General features: G+C 40.7%; 27 protein-coding genes. 1 reads left to right on the plus strand and 26 read right to left on the minus strand.

All coding sequences use genetic code 11. The features are described from left to right. Positions 1 to 113: 113 nt before the first annotated feature. The 24 genes from BrL25_RS07915 to BrL25_RS08025 form a co-directional block, all read right to left on the minus strand. Positions 114 to 557, minus strand: coding sequence for a flavodoxin (locus tag BrL25_RS07915; protein WP_018670281.1), 444 nt, complete (start codon positions 555 to 557; stop codon positions 114 to 116). A gap of 158 nt (positions 558 to 715) precedes the next feature. Beyond that, positions 716 to 1,207, minus strand: a complete 492-nt coding sequence (locus BrL25_RS07920; protein WP_018670280.1) for a DUF4188 domain-containing protein — start codon at positions 1,205 to 1,207, stop codon at positions 716 to 718. A 30-nt stretch (positions 1,208 to 1,237) separates the two neighbouring features. Beyond that, a complete protein-coding gene (locus BrL25_RS07925; RefSeq protein ID WP_018670279.1) occupies positions 1,238 to 1,420 on the minus strand; it encodes a hypothetical protein in 183 nt (60 codons plus the stop codon). Positions 1,421 to 1,546: 126 nt separating this feature from the next. Next, complete coding sequence (locus BrL25_RS07930) at positions 1,547 to 3,136, minus strand: MDR family MFS transporter (RefSeq protein ID WP_018670278.1); 1,590 nt, start codon at positions 3,134 to 3,136, stop codon at positions 1,547 to 1,549. 10 nt (positions 3,137 to 3,146) lie between these two features. Next, complete coding sequence (locus BrL25_RS07935; RefSeq protein ID WP_018670277.1) at positions 3,147 to 3,812, minus strand: efflux RND transporter periplasmic adaptor subunit; 666 nt, start codon at positions 3,810 to 3,812, stop codon at positions 3,147 to 3,149. A gap of 166 nt (positions 3,813 to 3,978) precedes the next feature. Continuing rightward, a complete protein-coding gene (locus tag BrL25_RS07940; protein WP_018670276.1) occupies positions 3,979 to 4,593 on the minus strand; it encodes a TetR/AcrR family transcriptional regulator in 615 nt (204 codons plus the stop codon). A 235-nt stretch (positions 4,594 to 4,828) separates the two neighbouring features. Then, entirely contained in the window at positions 4,829 to 5,311 is a 483-nt protein-coding gene (locus BrL25_RS07945) for a DinB family protein (RefSeq protein WP_018670275.1), read from the minus strand. Positions 5,312 to 5,442: 131 nt separating this feature from the next. Further along, the gene (locus BrL25_RS07950) at positions 5,443 to 6,546 is read right to left on the minus strand and encodes a hypothetical protein (RefSeq protein WP_018670274.1); all 1,104 of its coding nucleotides are present in this window, start codon (positions 6,544 to 6,546) and stop codon (positions 5,443 to 5,445) included. A gap of 279 nt (positions 6,547 to 6,825) precedes the next feature. After that, positions 6,826 to 8,931, minus strand: a complete 2,106-nt coding sequence (locus BrL25_RS07955; RefSeq protein WP_018670273.1) for a WG repeat-containing protein — start codon at positions 8,929 to 8,931, stop codon at positions 6,826 to 6,828. Between the two features lie 162 nt (positions 8,932 to 9,093). Further along, positions 9,094 to 10,047, minus strand: coding sequence for an alpha/beta hydrolase (locus tag BrL25_RS07960; protein ID WP_018670272.1), 954 nt, complete (start codon positions 10,045 to 10,047; stop codon positions 9,094 to 9,096). Between the two features lie 184 nt (positions 10,048 to 10,231). Further along, positions 10,232 to 10,408 (minus strand): hypothetical protein, encoded by a 177-nt coding sequence (locus tag BrL25_RS24750; RefSeq protein WP_155802985.1) that lies wholly within the window; start codon positions 10,406 to 10,408, stop codon positions 10,232 to 10,234. Positions 10,409 to 10,551: 143 nt separating this feature from the next. Continuing rightward, positions 10,552 to 11,481 carry an iron-hydroxamate ABC transporter substrate-binding protein gene (locus BrL25_RS07965; RefSeq protein WP_018670270.1) on the minus strand — a complete coding sequence of 310 codons (930 nt, stop codon included), beginning with the start codon at positions 11,479 to 11,481 and terminating at the stop codon, positions 10,552 to 10,554. A 22-nt stretch (positions 11,482 to 11,503) separates the two neighbouring features. Further along, on the minus strand, positions 11,504 to 12,520 hold the full coding sequence (locus BrL25_RS07970) for a FecCD family ABC transporter permease (protein WP_018670269.1): 1,017 nt from the start codon (positions 12,518 to 12,520) through the stop codon (positions 11,504 to 11,506). Continuing rightward, the gene (locus BrL25_RS07975) at positions 12,521 to 13,456 is read right to left on the minus strand and encodes a FecCD family ABC transporter permease (protein ID WP_035311878.1); all 936 of its coding nucleotides are present in this window, start codon (positions 13,454 to 13,456) and stop codon (positions 12,521 to 12,523) included. A 473-nt stretch (positions 13,457 to 13,929) separates the two neighbouring features. Further along, positions 13,930 to 15,321 (minus strand): sensor histidine kinase, encoded by a 1,392-nt coding sequence (locus tag BrL25_RS07980; RefSeq protein ID WP_018670267.1) that lies wholly within the window; start codon positions 15,319 to 15,321, stop codon positions 13,930 to 13,932. Then, the gene (locus tag BrL25_RS07985) at positions 15,314 to 15,961 is read right to left on the minus strand and encodes a response regulator transcription factor (protein ID WP_018670266.1); all 648 of its coding nucleotides are present in this window, start codon (positions 15,959 to 15,961) and stop codon (positions 15,314 to 15,316) included. Before BrL25_RS07985 ends, BrL25_RS07980 begins: the two co-directional genes overlap by 8 nt. A 53-nt stretch (positions 15,962 to 16,014) precedes the next feature. Beyond that, on the minus strand, positions 16,015 to 17,094 hold the full coding sequence (locus tag BrL25_RS07990; RefSeq protein WP_018670265.1) for an undecaprenyldiphospho-muramoylpentapeptide beta-N-acetylglucosaminyltransferase: 1,080 nt from the start codon (positions 17,092 to 17,094) through the stop codon (positions 16,015 to 16,017). Then, positions 17,091 to 18,074: a polysaccharide biosynthesis protein gene (locus BrL25_RS07995; protein WP_018670264.1), complete on the minus strand. Its 984-nt coding sequence runs from the start codon at positions 18,072 to 18,074 to the stop codon at positions 17,091 to 17,093. The genes BrL25_RS07990 and BrL25_RS07995 overlap by 4 nt, the downstream gene beginning before the upstream one ends. Before the next feature lie 170 nt (positions 18,075 to 18,244). Beyond that, complete coding sequence (locus tag BrL25_RS08000) at positions 18,245 to 18,688, minus strand: hypothetical protein (protein WP_018670263.1); 444 nt, start codon at positions 18,686 to 18,688, stop codon at positions 18,245 to 18,247. 26 nt (positions 18,689 to 18,714) lie between these two features. Continuing rightward, complete coding sequence (locus tag BrL25_RS08005; RefSeq protein WP_018670262.1) at positions 18,715 to 19,695, minus strand: ABC transporter ATP-binding protein; 981 nt, start codon at positions 19,693 to 19,695, stop codon at positions 18,715 to 18,717. Beyond that, positions 19,670 to 20,680 carry an ABC transporter ATP-binding protein gene (locus tag BrL25_RS08010; protein ID WP_018670261.1) on the minus strand — a complete coding sequence of 337 codons (1,011 nt, stop codon included), beginning with the start codon at positions 20,678 to 20,680 and terminating at the stop codon, positions 19,670 to 19,672. The genes BrL25_RS08005 and BrL25_RS08010 overlap by 26 nt, the downstream gene beginning before the upstream one ends. A gap of 44 nt (positions 20,681 to 20,724) precedes the next feature. Next, on the minus strand, positions 20,725 to 21,570 hold the full coding sequence (locus BrL25_RS08015; RefSeq protein WP_018670260.1) for an ABC transporter permease: 846 nt from the start codon (positions 21,568 to 21,570) through the stop codon (positions 20,725 to 20,727). A gap of 4 nt (positions 21,571 to 21,574) precedes the next feature. Further along, entirely contained in the window at positions 21,575 to 22,525 is a 951-nt protein-coding gene (locus BrL25_RS08020) for an ABC transporter permease (RefSeq protein ID WP_018670259.1), read from the minus strand. A gap of 95 nt (positions 22,526 to 22,620) precedes the next feature. Further along, positions 22,621 to 24,219 carry an ABC transporter substrate-binding protein gene (locus BrL25_RS08025; protein WP_018670258.1) on the minus strand — a complete coding sequence of 533 codons (1,599 nt, stop codon included), beginning with the start codon at positions 24,217 to 24,219 and terminating at the stop codon, positions 22,621 to 22,623. 447 nt (positions 24,220 to 24,666) lie between these two features. On the opposite strand from BrL25_RS08025, the gene BrL25_RS26655 reads away from it, so the two are divergent. Further along, entirely contained in the window at positions 24,667 to 24,798 is a 132-nt protein-coding gene (locus tag BrL25_RS26655) for a DUF8189 domain-containing protein (protein ID WP_472297959.1), read from the plus strand. A 212-nt stretch (positions 24,799 to 25,010) separates the two neighbouring features. Here BrL25_RS26655 and BrL25_RS08035 read toward each other — a convergent pair whose 3' ends face one another. Then, entirely contained in the window at positions 25,011 to 25,211 is a 201-nt protein-coding gene (locus BrL25_RS08035; RefSeq protein WP_026315033.1) for a YwbE family protein, read from the minus strand. Positions 25,212 to 25,422: 211 nt separating this feature from the next. After that, positions 25,423 to 26,736, minus strand: coding sequence for a WD40 repeat domain-containing protein (locus BrL25_RS08040; protein ID WP_018670256.1), 1,314 nt, complete (start codon positions 26,734 to 26,736; stop codon positions 25,423 to 25,425). Positions 26,737 to 26,768: the final 32 nt, after the last annotated feature.

The following is a 26,768-nucleotide window of genomic DNA, read 5'->3' on the forward strand; positions in this document are numbered from 1 at the left end:
AAGCTGAACAGAACAAGAAACCAGACATAAAAAACAGAAACTCTCTGTTTCATCTTCTGGCTTCTTTATCATTGATCACTATATCTAATAGAAGTTACTCTCACCCCAGGCTATTACCCAAGCTTCTGTGCAAAGATAGACCCAAACTCCTTACATTCCTCAATCTCCTTATCTCCAGGTGACAGCTCTACCTTCAAGCCTTCCAACACGATTTCTGCTCCTAAGGATTGCAGCTTCTTAGTCAACGTTTCTACAGCTTCTCCAAACATCGGATAGCTAGTATCTCCAGAACCGAATACTGCCGCTTTCTTACCGCTAAGATCCAGTCCGTCCATTTCATCGTAAAAGTCGAGGAATTCATCTGGCAGATCTCCGTCGCCCCAAGTGTATGCCCCTAACAGGATCGCATCATATTCAACCAAGTCAGCAGCTTTCGCATTCCATACCTCTTTTACTTCAATTTCTACCCCTTGTTCACGAATGCTTCCAGCAATCAATTCTGCCATTTCCTCGGTGTTTCCTGTCATGCTCGCATATATCATCCCAATTTTGCTCACGGAGATCTCTCCCTTATATCTATATTTCTAATCCTTAAATGAAAATTATTATCACTTACATAATATTGATACTGATTCTCATTGTCAATATTTTTTTATAAAAAACAAGCTGATTCTTACATCAGCCTGTCACCTAACATCATGGACGAAACCCTGCTTTATTCTATTTTCTCTTCAGGAGGATGTGCTGTTAATCTTTTTCTAGAGCTTTGATATCTACCTGTTGCAGGTACCTGCCCAATTGCCTTTGCTAGTCCGAACAACGGCATATTCGCATAAATCGCCTCATACTTGGCAGGTTCCATGTTGTATGTTTCATGAAAAATACCTACACTTCCATCTGAACCTATTTGACGTTGAAAAGCTTTCCAAGCCTCCAGATGATAGCCCCCATGTGCATAGGTTTCTAGCTGTTCATATGAATTCCAATACTGTATGAGACTGATTGTTCTACCATTCCAGCAATATTCTGCTCCCATAAATCCTAATTCCGGGTGCTGGTATAACTCTTTAAGCATTTTCACCATTGCTAAAAAGACAGGAAACCATTTATGGATAGCCCACCATTTATTGATGCGCATCCCAATGTAAAACACCACAAATGATTTTCCAGCTGTTGCAGCAAACCGACCATTTTGCACGTTACTCATCATCTTCTCTCCCATTCTTTTCTTGGATTGTCACTTGGCATTTTCCGTGATTGTTACCATTCCTCCGCTATCGAAGCTATCTCTTCCTCTGGTACACCTGTACGCTTGCCACCCTCCCAGCACTTTTGGAATAGATGTATAGCTATAGAGTGGATTGTTAGTAGACTTGTTTTGATTAACATTCACTGAATCTTCCGTCTTCACTGAAGCCATTACGATTTTCTCCGGTTCGATGCTAGTACAACCGACTAGGGAACTAATGCTACTTACAATAATACAAGAGAGTGCTATTTTTGTGTCAGCTTCGCACTTTTTTTCATCGAAGTATCCTCCATTTTTTCATTCATGTGGCACTGATTGTTTTGGTGAGGCTACATCAGATATTTTCTTTTCCCGTATCAAAAAAATCAATGCAAGAGCTACTATGAATGCGATCACTGCCATGGCCAAGCTATCTTGCAAAGCCTGAATAGTAGCATATTTTCGAACCAGTTGCTCCATTACTCCCAATGACATACCGTGAGCCTCCTCGCTCGAAAATCCTTTACTACTAAACATCTGTATAAAATGGCGGAGTGTCTCACTAGTTACTACGCTTTTATATGTAACCGTTTCTGATAAATGAACGGTATGTGTAGCACCTCGTTGATAAAAATAGCTAATTAATCCAGCAATTCCAATCGATATAGCCATTTGTCGAGAAACGTTAGTAATGACAGATCCTGCCGGTATCCTGCTTTGATCAGTAATGGCTAGCAGAGGAATATGCATAGAAGTCATTAAGCATAGCCCCATTCCCACACCTCTGAGTACCAGTAACCATGTTATGTAGTTCATATCCGTATGCAGGTCGATCTGAGCAATGCCGACCCCAGATAGGATACAAAGTGCAATTCCAGTAATAATAAAAGGCTTCACCCCCCATTTAGGAGCCAGCATTCCGCTTAACGGAGTTACAATACCAGATGCAATAGCTTGAGGTAGTAAGAGAAGTCCTGTTTCCATTGCTGTTTTTCCTAACATATTTTCCGAGTAAATGGGCAGCAGATAAATGACACTGAAATTAGCTGCCATGATCAAGCTGTTAACCAAAACACCTATTGTAAAATCTCGATTAGCAAACAAACGGATATCCACTAAAGGCTCTGATGTCGATAGCTCTCTCTGTATAAATAAAACACCACTAACTAACGCTGATAAAAATAATGAAACGATGTAAAAGGAACTCCAGCCCTCCTGTTCCCCCTTGGTAAAGGCTAACAAAATCGTAACAAGAAATATACTAGCGTACACAAATCCGGGTAAATCAAAGCGGTGATTTCCTTCTGCGCTTGTCTCTGGTAAAAAGCGCCAGACCAAATAAAGAGCCAGTAATCCAAACGGAATATTTACAGTAAAAATCAGCCGCCAATCCAGATATTCTACAAAATAGCCACTCAAGCTAGGTCCGATTGCTGGAGCGACGAATACCGAGATACCGAATACTCCCATTGCAGGGCCCATTTTTTCCGCAGGCACAACATATTGAATCATCGACTGTCCAATTGTCATCATCAAGCCACCGCCCATCGCTTGAACAATCCTTGCTGCGATCATGCTTCCATTGCTCCACGCAAAACCACAAAATAACGAGCCTAACGTGAACAGGAGCAGGCTGACAAGATAACTCACTTTCATACCATAACGCACACCTAGGTATCCAGAAAGTGGAATGACGGCAGCCATTGTAAGTGTATAGATCGTAACAACCCATTGAATCTCATCTGTAGAAACCCCAAAAACATTCATCATTTCTGGGATAGCCACGTTAACAATACTCGTATCCAATACCGCCATAAATGTGCCTAACACAATGGCAAATACAGCAGGCCAAAAGTTCTGAGTGGAAGAATGCATAGGATTTAGATAAAGCTGTTTCGTTCTACTCATGATTTCTCTCCTATCTCACAAGAATCGTGACCGAAGCATTACTTCCAGGCTTAAAATTAAACGCTTGTTCAACAAAGCTGATCTTAACCGGAATACGTTGTGTTACCTTGGTAAAACTACCTCCTGCATTTGTTGGAGGAAGCAAGGAAAATGTGGACTGCGTCGCTTCTCCGACATATTCGACCTTACCTTGATACACATGACCGGGAAACATATCTAAGCGAATTTCTACCGGCTGCCCGGCTTTCACATATCCTGCTTTGGTTTCTTCAATATTGGCCTGGATATATAAGCTTGCTTTGTTCATTACAAGAGCTAACGGATTACCAGCTCCTACAATCTCCCCTTGATTTGCAAGCTTTTGGATGATGATCCCATCAATTGGAGATCGTACAACCATGTTTTCTAAAGAAGAAATATTACTCGCATTTACTTGTTCAAGTTTGGAAACTACTTGATTCATACTCACCCGAGTACCTTCTTCCAAGTTGAATTGTTCTATCTTCCCTGGTACCCTAGCCGCTATTTTGTAGATTTCACCTGTAACATGAGCGTCATCAGTTGTTATGTAATAGTAATTTTTATAGCTGTAGTACAAAATAACCAAGATGACCAATAATAGAATACTCGTAAGGATTATTTTAAAATTGCGCGTTTTTTTAGGTCTTACTTCCATATAAGCTATACACTCCTGCCAAACAAACCGACTGGCGGTTTGTACTTGATAAAAAAATAATGAGCTACTAAAGTAGGAGCTAGTATTCTATATACGTATCATTTGAAACGTCTCCTTCACCTGTAGGTCAAGTAGATGGAGATCAAGATTTGCCCCCCTGCTATGCCTACTGTTTTTGACTGTCTTCGTTTTTGTTTTGTAATAAATCATTCATAATAAGGTATAGATCATCAGCCGAAAATTGATTTATACCCATTTCTTTTGCAATAATGCTCCCATACATATTTGTCATAAAAAAATGGGCTAGTTTCAGTGGATCGATATTTTTAGAAATAGCATCAGCCTCCTGCCCACATTGTATCCACTTCATTTGCATATCAACAGAGAATTGATGAAATCGGTTCAATAAAGTAGCAATCTCTTTATTCTCTTTTTGAGAGAGGAGATAAATAAAGATTTGACTGGAGACTTCCTTTTCTCCCTCTAGCAATTCAGTAAAGCCATCAATGATCGATTTTAATGGATCGTGTAATTCTCCACGTTTAGCAATTTCAACTTGATATTGAAATTGTTCATTTACCTTTTCCATTTTCGTTTGCAAAATATAGGCAAACAACTCATCCTTACTTTGCACATAATGATAAATGGCCCCTTTTGACAACTTGGTTCTGTTCATAATTTCTTGTAGGGTGGTTTGCCGGCATCCCCGTTCACGAATAATCTCTTCCGTAGTTGCTAATAGCATCTGAAATGTGGAGACGGAGTGATTCTGTTGTGTCATGAGCACGTTCTCCTTTTGGAATGATTTCCTGATTATCATCTTACATACCGACCGACGGTTTGTAAAGAGAAAAATAAAAAACAGACAACAGATTGGCAGTCTGTTTTCCCTTATATCGTTTTCATAAGACTACGTAGGGACTAATTATAAAGAATTTTCTTTTTTAGGACTATATTCACTATCATAGCTATCGGCATACATAAAAAGAGCTTCATCCTACTCTTTCATTTAACAGCTACACGGATAAATGTGCTTTAATCTCTTTGATCTGCTCTAGGTGTCTTTGCTCATGGAATCCAACAAATTCTATCCATTGATTTATGTCTAGAAGCCCAAATGCCGGATGTGTAAATCCCTTTTTTGCAAGCTGAGAACTCTCTGCTCCTCCATAAACAGCTAACAAAGAAGTACGAGCAGACTCTAGCTTCAGCAATAGATCCTGTACATGCTTAGGCTCAGTTGTCGGTTCATAAGGAGCGGGAGCTTGCACTTTATTACTACGATCCAGTATTAATGAAATGGGCTTTGGTTCTATTTGTACCTCTTCATTACTCAACGCTTTTTTAACATGGTGAGCTATTGCGGTTTCAGTCAGGTACAAATGCTCCAACACCTGCCCAATTGTCCAGACACCCTCCACAGCTCTCTGATTGATTTCTGCATCTGACAAGCCATCTACAGTCTCAATTAGTTCTGCCCTGACTGCATGCATATTCATGTATGTACCTCCTTCTCTTAGAATTTTTCCATTATCAATGTATTCTTCACGTTAATTGGGATTTCCTGTATCTCTTACACCTGTAGACCATCAACTCGCAGGTAAAAAACAATGGAAGATGAATTTCCCCCTTAGCATACTGATATGTACTGTCCTATTGGTAAATATTCGCCCATCTGCATAGGAACCTGTTGACCAAGGGGGATATTTACTGCTGTGCATGGAAAACATGCCGATACCACCATATTGCGATAAATGACACCTTTTACTGGCTGGTTGCCCAAATCAACCCAATTGTAACCACGCTCTGGTATGGCAAAAGCGGGACGTGGAGCTCCAAAACCTACTAGTAATGTAGCAAATCCTTGTTCGTCCAATACAGTTTGGTAATCAGCTAACGTACAAATAGTAGCAGTCCCTACAGTAGAAACAAAGGACATGCTCCAATACCGCATATTTTCTAGTCCTGTAATGGACTGGTTATGGTACGTATCAGGAAACGTGGGAGCTTTCCATCTCAGACACAAATACTGAGCAGGCGAAGAGCAAAGGGACGCATACATATAACCTCCCTGCGGGTTTCCAAATAAAACGCGATTTTGCTTGTATGATGGCCGAGACCAGATTAGCACATTAGTTGTAGGCGTCAAAGGTACTGTTCGATTTCCTATTGGTCTAGACGGCATAGTGCATAACTGACTGCTTTGTTGTAAAATTGCTTCCAAATCTAACGGCTTCGGATTTTTTACTCTGAGTCGTTTTCCGTCTTTTTTGCGCCTATAGGTGATTGTTGGTAGCTCCCCTCCTGCCTCGTCTGTCCCTTCACTTGCTACATAAATACGGTAGACTAAGATCCCCCATAAATTAGGTTGTCCATTAGGCAGTGCTCCAATAAAAAATGTATTATTTCCTACCCCTGGAACAAAGAGACATACATATTTCGGCGGTGGGGTGAACTGAAGCTTGAGTGTATAACTGCGATTCATAGCTTCCCAATTCGCATGTGGTTCGAACGTATTTACACACCCTTCGTTTGGAATTAGCATTTGATCAAACGCGCTTCCAATCACCTGTTGATTGCATCCGTACACCGTATAAGACATATAACGTGAACAAGGATATTCTCCCTCAATAATGATCTCTACTTCAGGATCAACTACAAACGGATAGAAATAATACCTTGCATTACAATCAGGGTACAACGCATTTTCTTGAAAAGCCGTCCACTCACTCATGATATTTCCTCTCCTCTTCCGAAAATGAACCGCTTTTGTTTACTTCCCCTCTCTTGTTGCTCAGCTTCGTGCAGATGATCCGATTCATGCATCCATCTCTTTTGATTTATTCACATACCTTATTTCGCATTCCTAATAAAATAGATGCTCGTCCAATAAATCCGTCCAGAAATATGAGCCTTGGGCAGTAAAGGATAGAATGGCCATACGAATATTTTTCGGATATAAATAAAGCCACAACTCAATGAATTGAATTGTGGCTTTCTCCTATCTAGCTTGTTAATGGAACGACTTCCAAAATGCTCCCTGTGTATGAATAATTGACATAATATCTTTAAACGGAATGCGAAAAGTAGGAAATCCTGCAACATAAGGAGCGATTTCATAGGGAGCGAAATAGATATAAAGAGCGTCCTCTTTAATATAAAAGGGCTGGTTTGGTGCTATTCCTTTATAGGTATCAGGAAAAACATAGGAGTATTGTGGGTCTGTCTTTATCTTTTGACCGATAATGTCACTTAGCACCTTTACATAGTTACTAGTAGGCTTGAACAAATCTGGTAGTGTATAGAATTGTCCTGTAACTAAATCAATTGGGGTATATATCTGTGTAGGCATTCCATGCGCTGCACCAAACGGATAGTTATAACCAAGTAGCTTTAATTGCACAAGCTGATTGTTAAAGAAATCAACGGAGAAGTCACCGAAATAATTATAATCTAGCTGGGCATTCTGATCGATCGGCTTGATTTGAGATAAGCCTTTTAAACGCTTGTTTACCTGTTCCTGCGCCGCTTTGTTAGCCATTCCTTCTATTTGTGGATAGTAGACGAGATAATCCTTGTTAGGATGATATATCTCTTCTTTGACCCGGTATTGCTTGGTAAGCGGAATGACCGTGTTTTGTGCGTAAATCAATGTGCCATTTGGCTTGTAATAACTTACACGTTGGTTCACATCAGCCTTAATTATGTCTCCCATTTTAGTAAGTGTTCCGGTCCCCTTAATAATTGGTAGATTCTTCACGGTCCTCCCTGAACGATCAATAAAGAAGGTGGTTTGTTCATTAGTCGCTGAAGCTACCCCATCCTGATAATTCTCTACTCTGTTGTATACGAATTCTGTCAAAAAACGGCCATCCTTATCAGCAATTGCATATGTAGAACCCATGTATGGTGCTTTGTTGTCTTTTAGAACGCCTACTGCTACCCGGTCTTCCCCTAGCATCTCAATATCACTATACCCCGGCTTAATTTTGAATGCTCCCGTTTTATCAATCAGCCCCCATTTAAAAACGAAATCATCCACCGATGTATCTACTACAGCACGCCCTGATTTGAATGCCTGTGCTGAAGTAAATTGCGGCTCAATGATTATTTTTTCTTGTTCATTCATATAGCCAAACGGTTCTTTTTCTTTCTGCTGAACAGCCATTAATCCATCGCTCAACGATCCGACAGTATGGTAGGGATACGTATGTAATACCTCCCCGTTACGACCTAAAAGAGCATATTGATTTTCTTTGATTTTAACAACTGCCTTCCCGTCTATGAAATCATTGGCTTCTTCATATTTGTTGGGAATCACAATCTTACCTTCCAGATTGAGATAGCCATATCGGTAGTTCCCCTGTTCATCTGTATCAGCAAATATTGCCCTACCATTTTGATACGTCCCGATATAAGAGTGAGGTTTGTCGCTCAACACTGTTCCCTTGTCATCTATCACCCAAAAGCCTTTGTCATCGATTACAGTTGCTCGACCTTCCGTAAACGAGTTAATTGAACTATATATAGGTTTTACAACGTACTGAGCTAATTCATTGATTAATCCGGTACCATTTGCGACTGAAACAATAGCAAGCCCGTTCTTTTGAAAAGGAAGAGCATACACAAATTGAGGACCGATTAAAAACTGTCCGCGCTCATTAATGTAGCCCCATTTCACTCCTTCCCTCGTACTCATGGATGCCGGATATAGAGCAATTGATTTTTGGTGTATTTGCATGCGAATATGTTGAATTAGATCATTCCATTTCTCTACATAAGTAGATGATGATTTGATACGGATACCTGTCTCTATAGATTCAATCGCCATAGCAGGTAGATTTTCTTGTAATTGAGCCTTAGCTAGACAATACCAATAGAGTGGATGAGCAGTCCCTTCCTGAAGTACCTGCCAACCACCGCAGTCTTGTTTTAGCATCACCAGTGAAATTCCCCCGTGCCATCTATAAGCAACAGCTGCCCCCATATTGCCTTCTTTGTCCATGTCGATAGCACGAACATAAGATGAATGATGAGGCTCCCTCATCGGCAAAACCTCTGCACCTTCTGGCAAATGGCTCCATGCCACCTCTAATACTTCCTGTTCCTCCCACATCATGAGGCACCCTCCTCTAGTTGTGTTTTTGATATTCTATGTATCAGAGAATGCAACGTGCCCAAACAAAAAAGCATCTGTCACAGCAAAAACGCTAGAAACAGATGCTTTTAACACTAATTTTTAATTTTTTGGAGGAAGATATCTAAACACACAACTGCTTTCCTAGAGTACCTTTTCAATAAAATTCTTTACACGCTCTTGATACTCTGCTTTTGCTACGGTAAATGATTTCGTGTGCCCTGCTCCAGGTACTATCCAGAGTTGTTTCTCTCCTTGTGCAGCGTCAAAGATTCGATATGCCATCTCTGTTGGTACCAGCTTATCCTGATCACCATGGATGATAAATAATGGTCGAGTATTCTTCTTGACTTGCTCTATGGGAGACACTTCTTCAAACGAATAGCCTGCCCGTAGCTTAGTAGTCCAACTCGTTGTTTGCATAAGCGGGAAAGTCGGCAACTGATACAAATGCTTCAATTGATAGGCCAATTCCTCAGTCATAGTGGTAAATCCACTATCCTCGATAATTCCTTTTACCTCAGGTGGCAGCTCCTCTCCGCTAGTCATTAAGACTGTGGCTCCACCCATGGAGACGCCATGCAAGAAAATATGCTTGGCTTTTGCCTGTTTCGTTAACATTTTAATCCAGCCCAGATAGTCTTTACGATCATGCCAGCCATATCCGACATAGTCGCCTTCACTATTACCATGCCCACGAGCATCCGGCATTAACACCTGAAAGCCCAAGTCATGATAGAACTTTGCGTAGTTTTTCATGTCTTCCCCTTTGCGACGGTAGCCATGAGCTAAAATGACTGCCTTGTCACTAGGTTGTTCACTTGGTATGTAAGTAGCTTTTAGTTTCAATCCGTCGAATGAGGTTTGCTCTAGACTGCCTTTTTCCTGCTTTTTGTACCATTCCTCTACGTTGATTTTATCCTGTTCCACTGCTGCATTTACAGGGGTAGCGGAAGCCTCTTGTTCACCAGAATACAGCGTGACTTGACCACCACGACTGATGCTGATTTGATAAAAATAGCTACTAGCGGCAATGATCGCAATAAAAAAGAAAGCCACGATTGAGCCACAAGTAATCATGATTCGGCGTTTGTTCATGCGTGTTTCTCCTCTAAAGTAAGCTTATTTATGTTATTACAGGTTGGTTCGATGTCACATTTCATTGAAATAGATATCAATACCAATTAATTCTATAAAAAATAACAAATCCCTCTGAATAAACATAAAGTAAAAGCAACTGATACCCCTATCACATGCTTTTATTCCTTTACATAAGATGCGGTTATTCCCAGCTACCGTATTTTTGTCTGAGATTGTTACATGTAACTAACCCTTTTTGTAGAGAAATAGGGCATATTCCATTATATTTTTTAATCTCACTATTGATGCCTGCAATCTTTTGCTGTATATAATCTTCGCTCGCGTCTTGATCCATGAGTCCTATCGCTTGTTTCATCAAATCTAAAGTGATTCCTCCCTCTTTACTAAACTGTTTTACCTTGTAGTACTATCTACCATCCCTTTCTACATAAATATTTCCATTCCTTTTTTCAATAAACAAAAAGCCATGCGCAGGATTTTCGCATGACTTTCTGCTTTTGCCTATTTACTAAAGATTTCCTCAGCGTTATCCAACGCCATTTTCGCACCAAGTGCTGAATAGTCCAGCCATGGTTGTTCAGGAATCATGTAGACGTGGTTTGCTTTCACAGCTTTTAAATCTTTCCAGATCGGATTGCTCTGTAATTGCTCAAATACCTTATCGGCTCCACCTCTATTGTTCACAATAACAAAGATGGCATCTGCATCAAAATCAGGCAGTACCTCTTGAGAAATCACTTCAAAAGCTTTCTTTTTATTAAGCTTCTCTACACCGTTGGCAGGTTTCAAGCCTAAATCATCGTATAGAAGAGGTCCCATTGGTCGTCTCGTACTAAACACACGTAGCTCTTTCCCCGTTACTCGAATTCCCATCACGGTACCATCGCCGATTTTGTTATGTACGAGCTGTTTCACACGTTCAGCCTGTGCTTCGTAATCTTTAATAAAGGTTTCCGCTTGTTGTTCTCGGTCGACAAGCTTCCCTACTTTTTTCAAAGCATCCCGCCATGTTCCATCATCTAGGTTAAAGGAATGCGTTTCAGTAATTTTTTTAAACTTAGACAAATCATTCCCTGCATATTGTTGATCTACATAAATCACATCTGGCTTTAATGCTAAAAGAGCTTCCATATCAGGGTCTGCTACTACACCTAATGGTTTCGTATCCTTCAAGCGATCAGCTACGTGAGGCAAGAAGGATTTTAAATCACCACCAATTACAGAACCAACTGGAGTAATTCCTAGTGCTAGCAGGTTATTCGTCAAATGAATTGACATAGAGGCAATCCGAGGCTCTTTCTTATCTGCCGGTTGCTCAGCTGTTTGCCCTTTTGTCGACTCTGTATGATTCGATTGCGATGTGCTTTGACCGCAAGCAGATAATACAAAAATAGATAGAATACACATAAAAATCATTAATTTCTCTTTCATTTTTTCTCCTTCTGAAAATGATTTATTTTGTTTTACATAATACGTATAAAAAATAGGGAGCACCTACAGCGGCTACTACTACACCTGCCGGGATCGCATTCGGTTGAAAAATGGAACGACCAATCGTATCTGCAATCACCAAAATGACCAATCCAACAAGACCTGCTATCGGTAGCAAATGCTGATGCAATGGCCCAACAAGTCGACGAGCCAGATGAGGGGCTACTAAGCCAATAAAACCAATTCCTCCCGCCATCGAAACACTAGCACACGATAGGGCTACAGCTGTCCCCAGTAACAATAATCGTTTACGGTTCACAGCAGTCCCAATTCCCATTGCTACTTCATCCCCAAGCGAGAAAGCATTGAGTGCTTTTGATTGGGCGAGTGCATATGGAGTAAATATCAGTATCCATGGCAGCAATGCCACCACATTGATCCAATCTCGTCCCCAGACATTACCGACCAGCCATCTAGAAGTAAAAGCATATGTCGTTTCATCTAAGGCAAGTGAGAGAAACAGCGTAATGGCACTGAAGCCAGCTGTAATGGCAATACCAACCAGTATGAGGCGAATAGGCAGTAACCCTTTATGCCGATCATAAGCAAGGAGCATGATCAGTACCGCAGTCACTACCCCACCTAGAAAGGTAAACAGTGGGATCAGTAAGGCAGAGGTTCCTTTTAATGATTGAAAAAAACTAACAAAGATCATCAATCCAAAAGAAGCTCCTGCATGAAGCCCCAGAATCCCCGGATCTGCCAGTGAATTACGGGATAACCCTTGCAGAATAGCTCCAGAAACCCCTAAGCCCACACCAGCAAGCATCGTGACAACAATACGGGGAAGACGGTATTCAAATAAAACCATCATATCCTCTTGACTACCATTGCCAATAAAGGCTTGTAAAACAGTTAAAGGAGCAAGTCGGATAGAGCCTGTATTGAGACTGATAAGAATGATGACTAAACTAATAAACACCAGGATGACTCCGACCATCCCTGCTCGCCTTTCTCTACTGAGAATTCGCTGTTCCATTTATAAGCCTCTCCTTTCTTTGCGGGCAAGGTAAAGAAAGAAAGGAACACCGACAAGTGCAACCATTACGCCAATTGCTAACTCTCTAGGCGGATTTATTGTCCTTGCTCCTAAGTCAGCTACTACTAACAGGATTGCCCCTAAAAGAGCTGACATTGGAATAATATATCGATAATTAACTCCTACTAGCTTTCGGGAAATATGCGGAATCACTAAGCCTACAAATCCAATTGAACCAACAGCTGAAACGGATACCCCAGCAAGCAGTACAGCAATCGCCATTCCAAGTAAACGAATCTGCTTTGTATGAACACCCAAATTATCTGCAACGTCGTCGCCTAATGAGAGTAAGGATACAGAACGTCCCAATAGAAAAGCACATAAAATGGCAATCAAGATAACCGGCACCAGTACAGTAAGATGAGACCATCTCACCCCAGAGACACCCCCAGCATACCAAAAGGCCAAATCTTGACTCAAATCATAATAAATAGCGATTCCAGAACTAAGTGAATGTAAAAAGGCTGCAACAACCGCCCCTGCGATCGTTAAACGCAACGGTGTTAGCCCTCCAGCTACCTGTGATCCCAGTAAAAAGATGAGTATGGTACTAAGCACGGCTCCTAGAAATGACATAATCATCAAGCTCGTGTAAGACAAACTTGGCAAAAATGCAAAACTGATTGCTACAACAAACGTAGCGCCTGCATTAATCCCCAAAATTCCTGCATCAGCCAGTGGGTTACGAGTAACTCCCTGCATCAACGCTCCTGCAACTGCGAACGCTGCTCCAACAACGGCCGCCCCAATCACACGTGGCAACCGCATTTCATGAACGATTTGATGTGTCGTCAGCTCCGGATTATAAGAAGTAATGGCCGTCCATACCGTACTCAGTGTCAAATCCTTTGCACCAAATGAAATAGCTACAAACATAGAAGCAACTAAACCGACAAGCGACAAGATAAACAACACCCCAATGAGTAAGGGTCCCCATCTTGCTGTTGTTTTTATCACAAGCTTATTCAACAAAATTCCTTCTCCTACAAACGATTTCTTGTTTGAATTTTATGTACCACGAGTTTACTTAACGGTGAAAATGATAATTATTTTCAGTTGTGATTATAGCTTGGTTCTTTATGAAAAATCAAGAAAAAATATAAGCACAATCTTTTTTTGATTTTTGTGAAAGTTGTTCTGTCCTGTTATCTATGGAGTATAAAACCCTTCCCTTGTTTCGATTAAAAGACCCAGTACCTTTTGGCACTGGGTTCATAGGGAAAGAAACAGGATTGCCTATACAGAATTCCACACATGAAGGATCGTCGCATTCCTCTACTTTGTTACTTTCAATACCTTATCTAACACGTCGGCATCTGTATCAAGTGTTTCAATTCTATCAATCTGTTCTATTTCATAACATTCGCTAAGGGCATCGTAAAGTAAAAAGCAATGATCTCCTGTTCTACGCGTACTCCAAATGATGCATGATGTTTCTGCAAAATGGTTTGAACAATAGATAATCCTAATCCGGTACCACTCAAATTCTTATTTCGGGAGCTCTCGATTACATAGAAGGGTTGCCAAATTTTTTCGGAATACTTGCTATCCCAATACTCAATACCATTTTTTATACAGAACACTAAATGCTCTTCATCTCTTTGAAGCAAGATTTCTATCTGTTGATTTTTTGTGTACTTCACTGCATTACTGATAAAATTATCAAGCACAATCTCAATCTTTGCTCGATCCCCTACAACAAAACAATTGCTTAGTCCACAATCTTCTACTGTGAGAATGAGGTCTTTCTGCTGAATAGCAATCTGATATTTGTCTATGGTTTGCTTCCATAAAAGACAAAAGTCAAATGACTCCATCGTGAATGAGTCATTCTGTAGTTTGGACAGATTCAGTAGCTTGTCTACAATCCCAGACATATCATCCGCTTGCCTTTTAATAACATCAATGAACGTGCCATCATCTAGTCCATCCTTTATCCCGGTAGAGTACGCTTTGATAAGCGAAATCGGTGTTTTTAACTCGTGGGAAATGTCCGAAATAAATATGCGTAGGTTTTGATTTTTTTCTTCCAACGCTTCTAGGGCCTCTTTTAACTTGTCACTCATAATATTAATGCTTTCCGCCAAGCTTTCTATTTCATCACCAGTCTGAATCTCGGATTTTTGAAAAGACAAATGAGAGATGTCCTCTGCCGTTTGTCGTAACTGGCTCAGGGGACGTACAATTTGCCTAGAAATGAGCCATGATAATCCGATTGTCAATAATAGTGTTCCTATCGCTAAATATAAGTTAAATTCGTTAACCATTTGAATAAATGCACTTGAATGGGCAATGGAATCACCGATAACGAATAATGTACCATTCTTGTTTAAAAAAGTTACCAAAAAACTAGTCTCTAGCTTCTCTTGGCTATAAATTTTGCGGACTGTCTCATGCTTTTCTAATTTTTCATAGCTCTCTTCTGTAATCCAGAATTTAGACAGCGTAATTCCTTTTTTATGTAATTCGTCTCGTACCAAACCATTCAATTTATTGATATCTGTACGAAAAGGTGCTTGCACAATTGTTACATTGTAGTCATACTCCAGCTTTTCAACATCATCGAGTAATTGTGCTATATCCATTGTTTCCAGCTTAGAAGTAAGCTCTGCTAAATTAATTTTTTTCTGATGCAAAATATAGCTTGGTAAAAAAAACGTAGTAAGTAGATAAGACAGCACAAATACAAAGCAAATAATACCTGATGTGCGTAAAAATAGCTTTCGACTTAGCTTATTCATGTCCGACTTCCAAACTATATCCGACGCCACGATGGGTCTTGATAAGCTGCTCCCCAATTTTTTCACGGAGCCTACGAATGTGTGTATCTACGGTTCTTTCTTCTCCATAATAATCGAATCCCCAAACCTGATCTAACAGCGTTTTCCGCGATAAAATTCTTCCACGATTTGTGAGAAAGCATTTCATTAATTGGAACTCCTTTTTCGTAGCCTCTAGGTCGATTCCATCCTTAAATATTTTGCCCCCTTGCATATCCACCCGCAATGGACCAATTCGAATGCTATCTTCTATTTGCAGTAGCTTTTTCGCTCGTACTATTAAAATTCGCGGCTCAAAGGGCTTCCTGACATATTCATCCGCTCCCATTTCTAATGCCATCAGTTCGTCCTCATGCTCTCCTTTAGCTGTAAGCATTAATACTTTGGCGGTATGATGTCCTTTAATCTCTTTGCACACCTCAAGTCCACTAATCTTTGGCATCATCCAATCAAGCACGGCTAGATCAATCTTTTGATTATAAAAGACCGCTAAGGCTTCCTCACCATCTTGTGCTGTAAACGTCTGAAATCCCTCTTTTTCAAAATAGAGCCGTATAATTCTCAGCATGTCCAGATCATCGTCTGCAAGTAATATATTCATAGATACTCCTTGTTCCCATCATTTATGTAAGCAATCAGTCTCGCATCTTCCATTTAATGATAGAGACTACGTTTATCAAAACCCTTAATTAATTCCATAACCTTCTCCACAGCTTTTCCAGAATCGTCGGTTTTCATCTGTCGGATATATGATTCACGATTTTGATGTAGATAATAGACATGCTCCAAAAATGTTTGATTTGTCATATTCTCTTGCATGAGAATCTCTGCATATCCCGCATGTTGAAAATTTTGTGCGTTCCTTATCTGTCCATTTCTTGTACCGCCACTGGTATGCGGAATTAGCAGCATAGGCTTTTGCAAGGCTAACAATTCATGTATAGAGTTAGAACCAGCGCGTGACACCACTATATCAGCCGCTGCCAACAAATCAGGCAATACATGTGTGACATATTCAAATTGTTGATACCCCTCTTGATGGATGGAAGCATCTATTTTCCCCGGCCCACATAAATGGATCACTTGGAAGCTTAGTAATAGCTCAGGTAAAACCGCTCGAACAACCTGATTAATTTTCTCTGCACCTTGGCTCCCTCCCATCACAAGAAGGACGGGCTTTTGAAAGGTAAAGTTACAGAAAGAAATTCCTCGCTCTCGCTCCCCCGATTTGAGCGTATCTTTAACAATAGCTCCTATATGAGTGATCTTTTTTGATGGATCATTTTTTTTCGTTTCTAAAAAGGTTGTACACACCTTTGTAGCAAAAGGATAAGATATCCGATTCGCAAGCCCCATACGCACATCAGGTTCATGAATGATAGTAGCAATCCCATTCATTTTTGCTCCGAGGACTACTGGAACGGAAACAAATCCGCCTAGAGAAAATACCACATCAGGTTTCAGCTTTCTCATTAGGAGATACGCTTGAAGGATACCTTTCATCACTTTGTAGATATCAGTAATGTTCTTCCAATCGAGATAGCGCCGTAGCTTACCAGTTGATACGCTGTGATAGTGAACCTGCTCGAATTCCGCTACAAGCCTTTGCTCTATACCATTTTCTGATCCGATATAATGGATTTCATAATTTTCCTCTGTACATTTGGGAATCAGCACTAAGTTGGCCGTTACATGACCGGCTGAACCGCCTCCTGTAAAAATGATTTTTTTCATTTTAAGAACCCCCCAGTCTTTAGCATTTGTTTAACCTCTTCTTTTGTCATAAGGGAGCTTTCAGAATGGTAACTATGAAAACCAACCGGTTGGCAATTAGCGTAATGCTCCTGTAGCTCTGGAGATTGATAGGTAGGTAGAATCACAAAATAATCTTGGTTAAAATGAATCGCTCTGTGACTTTCACACTCCGAGATTAGTGTTTCATTAAGCTTCTCTCCAGGACGTAAGCCCAAAAGCTTTATTCCTATGTCATTTCTTCTCGATTCCTCGATGAATACCTCAGCCATATCACTGATCTTACAGGATGGCATATGTAAGACAAACGTCTCTCCTCCCATACTTTGCTCGGTAGCTATAAACAACATTTGAATCGCTTCTTCTAGTCGTAAAAAAAATCTTGTCATATTCATATCCGTCACACCCAAATCCAGTCCTTGCTGAATCTGATTTTGAAAAATAGGAATGACACTTCCTGTTGATCCTAGAACATTTCCACTTCTCACACAAACAAATCTGGTAGACGTGTCTCGCATATTGGCTTGAATAATGAGACGTTCCCCGATCGCTTTTGTCATTCCGTATGTACTTGAAGGATTTGAGGCTTTATCGGTTGATACATAAATGACTTTTTTCACCTTATTTATGATGGCAGCTTCAATAACATTTTGTGTGCCGACCACATTTGTTTTAATAGCGATATCTGGTTGATTTTCACAAATAGGTACATGCTTTAAAGCGGCTAAATGATAGATATGATCGACACCCTGACAAGCCTGTATCATTTCTTGTTTATCGCGAATATCACCAATAATGAACTGCAATCGGTGATCATGAAAATACTGACTCATTTCCACTTGAAGCGCTTCATTGCGAGAATAGATACGTATTTCCTTTGGATTTTTCTCTAATAACTGAGTTACTAGTTCCCATCCCCAAGAACCGGTACCACCTGTAAGTAAGAATGTCTCGTTTTTCATTTGAATTCCCTCCAGCACGTTGTTGCGAATGACTAGGTATATAGTAGTGCTGAAGTGTTACACCAGTATGACAAAAAAAGAAATGATAGGGCAGTCACGCTCAAGCCACGAAAAAAGCCACCCCGGCAGGTGACTTTCCATTGAAAAATTGCGTAATTACGCTCCAATGCTTACGAACGAACCATCTCTATTTTTACTACCTTAAAATCTGAGTTTCGCTCTTGTTCTTGCTCCACGACCGTCCAATTTTTAGAGAGTACAGACTGTAGCCAGATGACTTCCGCTTCTTTAAGCTTAATTCCCGATAAATGATCACCATTATGTTGGTAATCACGGTCAGCCATTTGGTTTAATCTAACAGAGATCAAATATTTGATACCATTGATTGTATTAAATTTAATCTGATATCCTTCTCTTACTGCTTGTTCAAACTCACCCCAGTTCTGTCTTGAGAAATCAAGCAGATTGGAAAAATCGAAGTCATCGCTCCATTTTTGAAAAGCACTGATATCTCCCTCTTTTAAGACATCAAATAACTCTTTTTCTGTCACACCCTTTGCCCGGAGTACCTCAATCATGAGTGCTTCATTTTGCGAAAGTTTTACTAGAGACATTTTGTAATACCCTCTCCATTTCTGACTTATTCACTAAACAAGTGACAGGCAACCTGATGACCCGGGCTAATAGATACTAGCTTCGGCTGTTCTTCGACACAGCGTGATGATGCATACGGACATCTCGATTGGAATTTACAGCCGCGAATGGCTGCCAATGGGCTTGGAATGTCCCCTTCCATCATGATACGTTTTTGATTACGCAACTTGGGATCAGCTATCGGAATAGAAGAAAGAAGTGCTTGTGTATATGGGTGTGCCGGATGATCATATAGCTCGTTACTTTCAGCTACTTCTACAAGTTGACCTAGATACATCACCCCGATGCGATCTGAAATATGACGTACCATCGATAAATCATGGGCAATGAACAGATAGGTCAGCCCTAATTCATTTTGCAAATCCTCTAGCATATTGACAACCTGGGCCTGAACGGACACATCCAGCGCTGAGATTGGTTCATCGCACATGATAAACTCTGGCTTCACTGCTAGAGATCGAGCAATGCTGACTCTCTGCCTCTGCCCTCCACTAAATTCGTGCGGGTAACGATCCAAATGTTCTTTCTTTAGACCGACACGCTCCAAGAGATCCTGAATGATTTCCTTCCGCTCTTTTTCTCCAAGGGAATCATGAATATTCATAGGTTCACTGATCAGCTCGAAGACAGTCATCCCCGGATTTAAAGAAGAATACGGGTCCTGAAAAATGGTTTGCATTCGTTTGCGAAATGGTTTGAGCTGTTGTTCACTCATCTTCGCTACGTCATGTCCATCAAACAATATTTTCCCATCAGTCACATCGAACAGCCGGACGATACTGCGCCCTGTTGTAGATTTACCACATCCGGACTCTCCAACTAACCCAAACGTTTCTCCCTTATAAATCTGAAAGCTGATGTCATCAACAGCCTTGACATATTTCTTTGTCCCACCAAAAAAACCTTTATTGATTGGATAATATTTCCTGAGACGTTCTACATCAACTAAAATGTCTTTGGGTTTCATTCCTTTTCCCCCCGATCTCTTCTCCCAGCCAGCATTTCATCCGTTGGTCGGAACCTATCTCGTAAGAAGGCGGAATCTCGCTAAGACATTTATCCATCATATGAGGGCAGCGTTCTGCAAATGGACAGCCATTTGTAGGGTTTAATAAACTAGGCGGAGTTCCCTCGATGGGAATTAGTCTTTCTTTATTTCCCTTATGGTGTTTAGGTAGAGAACGCAGAAGCCCTTGTGTATAAGGATGCTGTGGGCGATAGAAGATATCCTCAACCTTCCCCTCCTCCATCACCATACCGCTATACATGACAATTACTCTTGTACATACCTGGGCGACTACACCCAAATCATGCGTGATCAGCATAACTGCTGTATCTGACTGGTTAGCTAGCTCTTTTATTAAATCAAGAATCTGAGCCTGTATCGTTACATCTAATGCGGTAGTAGGCTCATCTGCGATCAATAGCTCCGGTTCACATGAGAGTGCCATTGCAATCATCACTCTCTGCCTCATCCCGCCGCTGAATTCATGCGGGTATTGGTTAAAGCGTTCTTCAGGAGAGGAAATGCCCACCTGTTTTAATAAGTCGATTGCCTTTTGTTTAGCTACCGACTTACTTACCTTTTGATGCCTCATAATTACTTCTGTCAGTTGGCGTCCAATTTTATATACAGGATTAAGAGAAGTCATGGGATCTTGAAAGATCATAGCGATCCGATTTCCCCGAATCGCTTTACGCTCTTTTTCTGTCGCTACTAACAGATCCTTTTCACCAAATTTGATCTCTCCACCGACAATTTTCCCCGGTTGTGCAATCAGAGAGAGAATTGATTTGGCGGTCACACTTTTTCCACTCCCCGACTCTCCTACAATCCCTATTACTTCACCTTTTTGAACGGTAAAGCTAACTCCCCTAACAGCCTGCACCTCTCCAGCGCGTGTGAAGAAAGACGTTCTTAAATTCTTCACATCCAATAAAACTTCCGTCATATGACTCACTCCAAGCTAATCATCTTCATTCGTTATATCTATTCTTATTCGTCATTCGCTTTTGGTTCAAAGGCTACTCGCAAAACATCTCCTAGGACATTAAAGCTCATTACTGTAAGGAGAATAAACAAGCCAGGAAACAGAGCTAGATGGGGTGCTTCCCCTATAAATCCTTGTGCGTTGTTTAGCATACTCCCCCACGATGAATTGGGCTGTTGAATACCCAGCCCCAGAAAACTCAGCGCCGATTCCATTAAAATCGCAGAAGCAATATTGATCGTCGCTGTCACAATGATAGTAGACGAGATGCTTGGAATGATGTGATAACAGATAATTTTAAATGGGCTTTGTCCCGACACCTTGGCGTACAATACATATTCTCGTTCTTTAACAGACAATGTCTCTGCTCGGACAAGTCTTGCTACATTCATCCAAGTTAAAAGTCCAATGATAATGATCACGGTCTGAATACTAGGCTTTAAATACACACTTAGGATCAGCATTAATAAAAAGGATGGGATCGACATTAAAATTTCTACTGTGCGCATGATAATGCTATCGACCATGCCTCCAAAATATCCACTAATCGCCCCAATTGTTGTTCCAAGTCCAGTAGCGATAATCATAGCGGCAAATCCAACCATTAAAGAAACTCGACCACCATGTAGGGCCCGCGAAAAATAATCTCTACCATAATCATCCGTGCCGAAAAAATGAGTTTGGCTCATTGCCTGGAGTCTATCCTGAATAACAATTTGATTAGGATCGTATGGAGCAAGAAAAGCAAACAAGGAACCCAGTGCAAAAACCATTAGAATAATGACTGAGATCAAGCCCAGTTTATTCGATAACAATTCCGTTTTTATGTTATTCCATCTTCTTCTATTCATCTTGCTACCTCCATGCCCTGATTCGTGGATCAACTACGCTGTACAGGATATCTGCCAGTAAATTTCCGATGATGAGCAAGACGGACGTAAACATGGTAATTGCCATAATGATCGGGTAATCAAATCCAAAGGCAGCTTTAATACTAAGAGAGCCAATTCCCGGCCAAGAAAATACCGTTTCAGTAATAATCGCCCCAGCAATCAAATCAGGTAATGACATCCCAAGAAGGGTAATAATCGGTAAAAGTACATTTTTCAATACATGACGAAAAAGAATTTGCCATCGCGTGGAGCCATAGGCGTATTGGATTTGGACATAATCCTCCTTTAGTTGTCCAATCGTGTTGGAACGAATATATCTCATGTAAACAGACAATTGACCAAAACTAAGGACCAAACAGGGAAGTATACCGTGCTTGATAACATCCCAGGTGGAAGTTACCCCAATCGTTCTTATTCCCATGCTGGGAAGAAGATGCAGCTTAATCGCAAAAAAGTAGATGAGAAGCATAGCAAACCAAAAAGCTGGAATCGAAATCCCTACATACGAAAACATATTTAAAATACTGTCAATCCACTTATTACGATTTGCCCCTGCTAGTAATCCTAATGGAATAGCCAACAAAACAGAGAGAAGTATGGAGGCCCCCATTAACCCTGCCGTTGCCGGTAACCGTTCTATTACCTGTGTCAGCACAGGTCGGTGATTGATAAGGGAATAGCCAAAATCACCCATAAACACATTTTTCAACCACATAAAATACTGAACATACCCAGGTCGATCTAATCCCATGCTATGCCGAATCCGTTCTATATCCTCAAGACTCATTTTGGGAGTAATGAAGGCTTGCAGGGGATCACCGGGAGCCAGCTTTATCAAAGCAAAGCAAACAATAGAAATAAAAAATAACATCGGAATTGATTGAAGAATTCGTTTTACTATAAATGAAAACATGAATGTCCTCCTAGAACAGCTTCTTGGAATGAAAATAAGCTGATCCGAATCAGCTTATTTTCTCCCTTGTTCCCTATAAATGATCTAACTATTTATTATTGCTCATAAATTTTGGACAAATCCTCAAACATAGTCACTGGCTTCGTAACCGCTTCTTGCAAACCACCAAATCTTTTGTCCACCGCTATAATGGATTTAGGGTAGGCAATTGGATAGATCGGTACATCATCTGCTACTGTTTCTTGGATTTTTTTGTACAGTTCAGCACGTTTTGCAGTATCAACCTCTACAGCGGCTTTGGACCATAGCTGATCAAACTCTTTGTTATTGTAGTGCGAATAGTTAAAAGCCTCTGTACTAACAAATAGAGATTTGTATGCATCCGGTTCATAGCCCATAATATAGCCACCGAAGGACAAGTCATAATCTTTATTTTTCATATCTTGAGATTTATTTGAGAACGCTGCCGGATCTAATGGCTGTAGTTCAATGTCAATTCCGATGTCTTTCAACTTCTGCTGAAGATAGAGTGCCTGACTAGTTTGTGGTTTGTTGTTATTCACATATGCTAATCTAAGCTTCAAATGGTTCACTCCTGCTTTTTTCAGCAAATCCTTAGCTTTCTCCACGTTATATTCATACGTAGGTAATTCCTTTGTATAGTAAAGCGCATCAGGAGTAAGTAAGGAATGAGCAGGTTCAGCATAATCAAGAGACGAGTACGCTGCATGAACTAATTCATTTTTATCAATAGCATAGGCAATCGCTTGGCGAACCTCTTTTTTCTGTAGTACATCGATATTGAGGTTAAAAGCCATGTAAACCAATCGGCCTTCATTATATTTAATTAAATTAAACATCTGCATGTCATTCATCTTGTTATAGTCCTGCGGATCGATAAATTTCATTTGAATTTCGCCATTTTGCATCGCTAAATTCGCTGCATTGGTATCCTTAGTAATACGATACGTAACAGTATCTAAATAGGATTTTCCTGCAAAGTAATTATCAAAACGTTCTAAGGTTACATACTCGCCAGGTTTATATTCCTTAAATTTAAACGGTCCAGAACCTACTGGACTGAAGTTTTTTTCGCTCTTTTCAATATCCTCTACATTTTCAAAGATATGCTTAGGAATTGGAGAAACCTGAACCAAAGCCCCCTCAAAGGCTGCACTGACTTGAGGAAGTACAAAGTCTACTGTAGTATCATCAACCTTTTTTACTTGGATCGGCTTTCCATCTAATACAAACAAGCTTCGTTGTGGACTATGTTGCTTTTCATCCAAAATGCTAGCAAGCGTAAAGACTACGTCATCAGCAGTCAGCTTTTTCCCATCGTGCCAAGTCAGGTTATCTCGCAATTTTAGTGTATAGGTTAAAAAGTCCTTGGATTGCGTCAAGCTTTCAGCTAATACAAATGTTTTCTTCCCATCATTGATTGTAAATAAGGGTGCAAACAAGGATTGATTAATGGTTAAAGTCACACGATCCCCAGCATAATTCGGGTTAAGTGCACTCGGATCATCGCCAACTGCGATTACCAAGCTTCCTCCACTTTTGGGTTTACCGCTCTCAGCTACTGTTTGGCTCTGATCTCCCTGTTGCTGAGGTGCCATACCTTCACTAGCGCAACCGCTAAGAAATAAAAGGATACTCATCATAATAGAAATAATTCCAAAGCGCTTCGTCATGTCTACTCCTCCGATTTTGATCTTCATTTCGGGAATAACGTTAAGTTGTTTTCTAGTATAGCACCTTCGCTCAAAAAGGCAAGTAACCCGATCGGAATTAAACCATAAAATAAAATAAAATAAAATAAAATAAAGCAGTCACTACAGGATAACTACCTGTTAATGACTGCTTCATATAGTTGTTTCTACCTCGACTGTCCCATGATGCCCACACCCCGAATAACCAGCACGATTTCCATGAAAAAAACAGGTTGATCTGTTGATATGCATGTTCCTTAAAACATTTATATTTTGTTCAAAATAGAGGGCGATCGTTTTCCAGTCAACTGTCCAGGAAAGCAATCGCTCTTCTTTCGTTTTCGAATAATGTAACAACACCCTCTATTGGAATCAGTCAAAGCAGAGGAATGTCACCCTCTCGTTAATGACTTTCCCTTTCTATTATTTTTGATAGGCAACAGAGGGGACCAAGCTCTTTGGCATATCTGGCAGGTTGCCCCTAATAATGGCTGGAGTAATTGGGCCTCTTTAGGTGGTTGGATTGACCAGATAGCCGTAGAGTCCAGATTCCGTCGATGAGATACCTCGTAACAGATTTATCAGCTCTTTATGCGTAAGAATAAAAGAAAGAAAAAATGGAGATTGAACGTAGACTATCTGTTCAATCTCCATTTTTGTGTGTTTAGTAAGAAAAAGGAATGTGTAGCCTGCCTACAGCCTTCTTCCTGAGTTTCTACAAAGGAATTTTCCCCTATCCCAAAACATTGCCAGAATCTCAGAACAAACGTAAGCTACTCACCCTTGATAATCTCTTGTACTCTACCTACCATTCCGTTCGTTAATCTTACTTTGATCCCGTGCGGATGCGTACTAGAATTTGTCAGAATATCTTTCACAATTCCTCGTGTACGCTTTCCTGTCCTCTGATCTTGCTTTAAAACAATCTCCACTTCAAGCCCAGCTACGATCTCACTTCGCTTTTTCCCATCCATGTCCTCACCGCCTATACCTTCTATTTTGTATTTCCCTAGGTGTTTAATCAAGTTTGCTCTTCCTTCAAATAATGGCGATGATAAGATGTAATCCTATCATTTATGCCTCCGTATTCTCTGTTCTCTATACTTCCTGCCATATCTGTTCCCGCTATCGTGGGAGGAAATTTTTTCTCACAATTATGCTATTATATGATTCTTATCTACCTGTTTACCAACGCAGCACTCCGTCCATTTCCTTCCATATTATAAATCGTTCACATTCACGTAGTGTGCCTGTTCCGATACCGTATTCATCCATCGCCTCAGCCTGTAAATCTAGAAGGTGAAGCATTCCCCCATAGGTACCGACTGCCAGTAAACTCTCGTCCTCGGACACCGCTATACCAGAAATCGTACTGCCGACAAAATGGCGCCATAACTCCTTACCTTCCTGATTGATAAATCGAACGTAGCCGTAGGCATGACCAAGCACAGTGCCCCCTGTTAGTGCCACAGCTGCATATACCCTAGACTCCTCATCCATGATCGGCCAATCTTCTATTGCTTTCGCCTGACCATTCTCCACCTCTTTTAATGGAACACGAAACGTCATTCCATTATAGAAGTGACATGAATTAAACCAAACGCTCTGATTATCTTTAGAAAATAAGCAGTAATGAGGATAGCTAGACTCTGGATAGAATGTATGGGTCTCTCCAGTTCTCCGGTCTATTAGCACATGGTCACTGGATTGGCTCCCAAAGGCAATCCAACGTTCATCATGGGAAACCGAAGCGTGGGGCATATCGATGTCAGTATCCTCTGCCTCATATTCTAAGCACTCCGCAACACTAGGATGAAGAAGAGATACCTGGTCTTTTTCTACCAAGTAAATTCCGTACCCACTAGCCAGTAACAAGCTTTTCCCGTCTGTAAATGGAATTACTGCCTCCAGTATCGCCTCAGGATACTCACAATCAGCAAGGGTCTTCAAATCGGGAATTGTTGATTTAATCTGTGTCAATATATCTTCCCAACGAAACACTGCTATTTCTTTTCCCTGTAAATGTCGATCTGGATGACGGATTAGCCGGATATCCTGCTGACCAACCAAAGCATACACAGAGCCATCCATAGAGCAGCCAACATGGCTTAGCTCTGGAAACTGCTGTATCCCCTCTTCACTCGCTATGAAAACACTGCTCTTGTCCCATGTTGCTCCTGCGGTGAAGACGACCGTTTTTCTGTCCAGAAATGAAATAGACCGTACAGCCTGCATCGCTTTTTCAAAATTCATAGCTAACGGCCATGTGGCAGGTGGAAGCTCTTTACGGAGCTGTTGCCATTCCCCCTTCTTATTAGCAGTCTTTATCATTTCAAATACTTCTTCCGCCAATTGAGTCCTCTGGTCATCTGAGGGATACGCGGGCTCCTGTTTTCCTTCCATCTCTTTCATTTCACGGATAAAACGGTTTACATCTGAAGCATACCGTTTCCCCTCTTCACGCCATGCCGCTGCTACTTCTTTATTTAACCAGTCCATTCCTATCTCCTCCTAGATGCATTTGGTTAAAA

Origin of the sequence: Brevibacillus laterosporus DSM 25 (assembly GCF_002706795.1) — a bacterium.
Taxonomy (GTDB): Bacteria; Bacillota; Bacilli; order Brevibacillales; family Brevibacillaceae; genus Brevibacillus_B; species Brevibacillus_B laterosporus.

Excerpts from the sequence above, each read along its gene's own strand:
- BrL25_RS07920 (WP_018670280.1), bottom strand. The coding sequence starts at position 1,207 with ATGAGTAACGTGCAAAATGGTCGGTTTGCTGCAACAGCTGGAAAATCA.
- BrL25_RS07925 (WP_018670279.1), bottom strand. The coding sequence starts at position 1,420 with ATGGCTTCAGTGAAGACGGAAGATTCAGTGAATGTTAATCAAAACAAG.
- BrL25_RS07930 (WP_018670278.1), bottom strand. The coding sequence starts at position 3,136 with ATGAGTAGAACGAAACAGCTTTATCTAAATCCTATGCATTCTTCCACT.
- BrL25_RS07935 (WP_018670277.1), bottom strand. The coding sequence starts at position 3,812 with ATGGAAGTAAGACCTAAAAAAACGCGCAATTTTAAAATAATCCTTACG.
- BrL25_RS07940 (WP_018670276.1), bottom strand. The coding sequence starts at position 4,593 with ATGACACAACAGAATCACTCCGTCTCCACATTTCAGATGCTATTAGCA.
- BrL25_RS07945 (WP_018670275.1), bottom strand. The coding sequence starts at position 5,311 with ATGAATATGCATGCAGTCAGGGCAGAACTAATTGAGACTGTAGATGGC.
- BrL25_RS07950 (WP_018670274.1), bottom strand. The coding sequence starts at position 6,546 with ATGAGTGAGTGGACGGCTTTTCAAGAAAATGCGTTGTACCCTGATTGT.
- BrL25_RS07955 (WP_018670273.1), bottom strand. The coding sequence starts at position 8,931 with ATGATGTGGGAGGAACAGGAAGTATTAGAGGTGGCATGGAGCCATTTG.
- BrL25_RS07960 (WP_018670272.1), bottom strand. The coding sequence starts at position 10,047 with ATGAACAAACGCCGAATCATGATTACTTGTGGCTCAATCGTGGCTTTC.
- BrL25_RS07965 (WP_018670270.1), bottom strand. The coding sequence starts at position 11,481 with ATGAAAGAGAAATTAATGATTTTTATGTGTATTCTATCTATTTTTGTA.
- BrL25_RS07970 (WP_018670269.1), bottom strand. The coding sequence starts at position 12,520 with ATGGAACAGCGAATTCTCAGTAGAGAAAGGCGAGCAGGGATGGTCGGA.
- BrL25_RS07975 (WP_035311878.1), bottom strand. The coding sequence starts at position 13,456 with ATGTTTGTAGCTATTTCATTTGGTGCAAAGGATTTGACACTGAGTACG.
- BrL25_RS07980 (WP_018670267.1), bottom strand. The coding sequence starts at position 15,321 with ATGAATAAGCTAAGTCGAAAGCTATTTTTACGCACATCAGGTATTATT.
- BrL25_RS07985 (WP_018670266.1), bottom strand. The coding sequence starts at position 15,961 with ATGAATATATTACTTGCAGACGATGATCTGGACATGCTGAGAATTATA.
- BrL25_RS07990 (WP_018670265.1), bottom strand. The coding sequence starts at position 17,094 with ATGAAAAAAATCATTTTTACAGGAGGCGGTTCAGCCGGTCATGTAACG.
- BrL25_RS07995 (WP_018670264.1), bottom strand. The coding sequence starts at position 18,074 with ATGAAAAACGAGACATTCTTACTTACAGGTGGTACCGGTTCTTGGGGA.
- BrL25_RS08000 (WP_018670263.1), bottom strand. The coding sequence starts at position 18,688 with ATGTCTCTAGTAAAACTTTCGCAAAATGAAGCACTCATGATTGAGGTA.
- BrL25_RS08005 (WP_018670262.1), bottom strand. The coding sequence starts at position 19,695 with ATGAAACCCAAAGACATTTTAGTTGATGTAGAACGTCTCAGGAAATAT.
- BrL25_RS08010 (WP_018670261.1), bottom strand. The coding sequence starts at position 20,680 with ATGACGGAAGTTTTATTGGATGTGAAGAATTTAAGAACGTCTTTCTTC.
- BrL25_RS08015 (WP_018670260.1), bottom strand. The coding sequence starts at position 21,570 with ATGAATAGAAGAAGATGGAATAACATAAAAACGGAATTGTTATCGAAT.
- BrL25_RS08020 (WP_018670259.1), bottom strand. The coding sequence starts at position 22,525 with ATGTTTTCATTTATAGTAAAACGAATTCTTCAATCAATTCCGATGTTA.
- BrL25_RS08025 (WP_018670258.1), bottom strand. The coding sequence starts at position 24,219 with ATGACGAAGCGCTTTGGAATTATTTCTATTATGATGAGTATCCTTTTA.
- BrL25_RS08035 (WP_026315033.1), bottom strand. The coding sequence starts at position 25,211 with ATGGATGGGAAAAAGCGAAGTGAGATCGTAGCTGGGCTTGAAGTGGAG.
- BrL25_RS08040 (WP_018670256.1), bottom strand. The coding sequence starts at position 26,736 with ATGGACTGGTTAAATAAAGAAGTAGCAGCGGCATGGCGTGAAGAGGGG.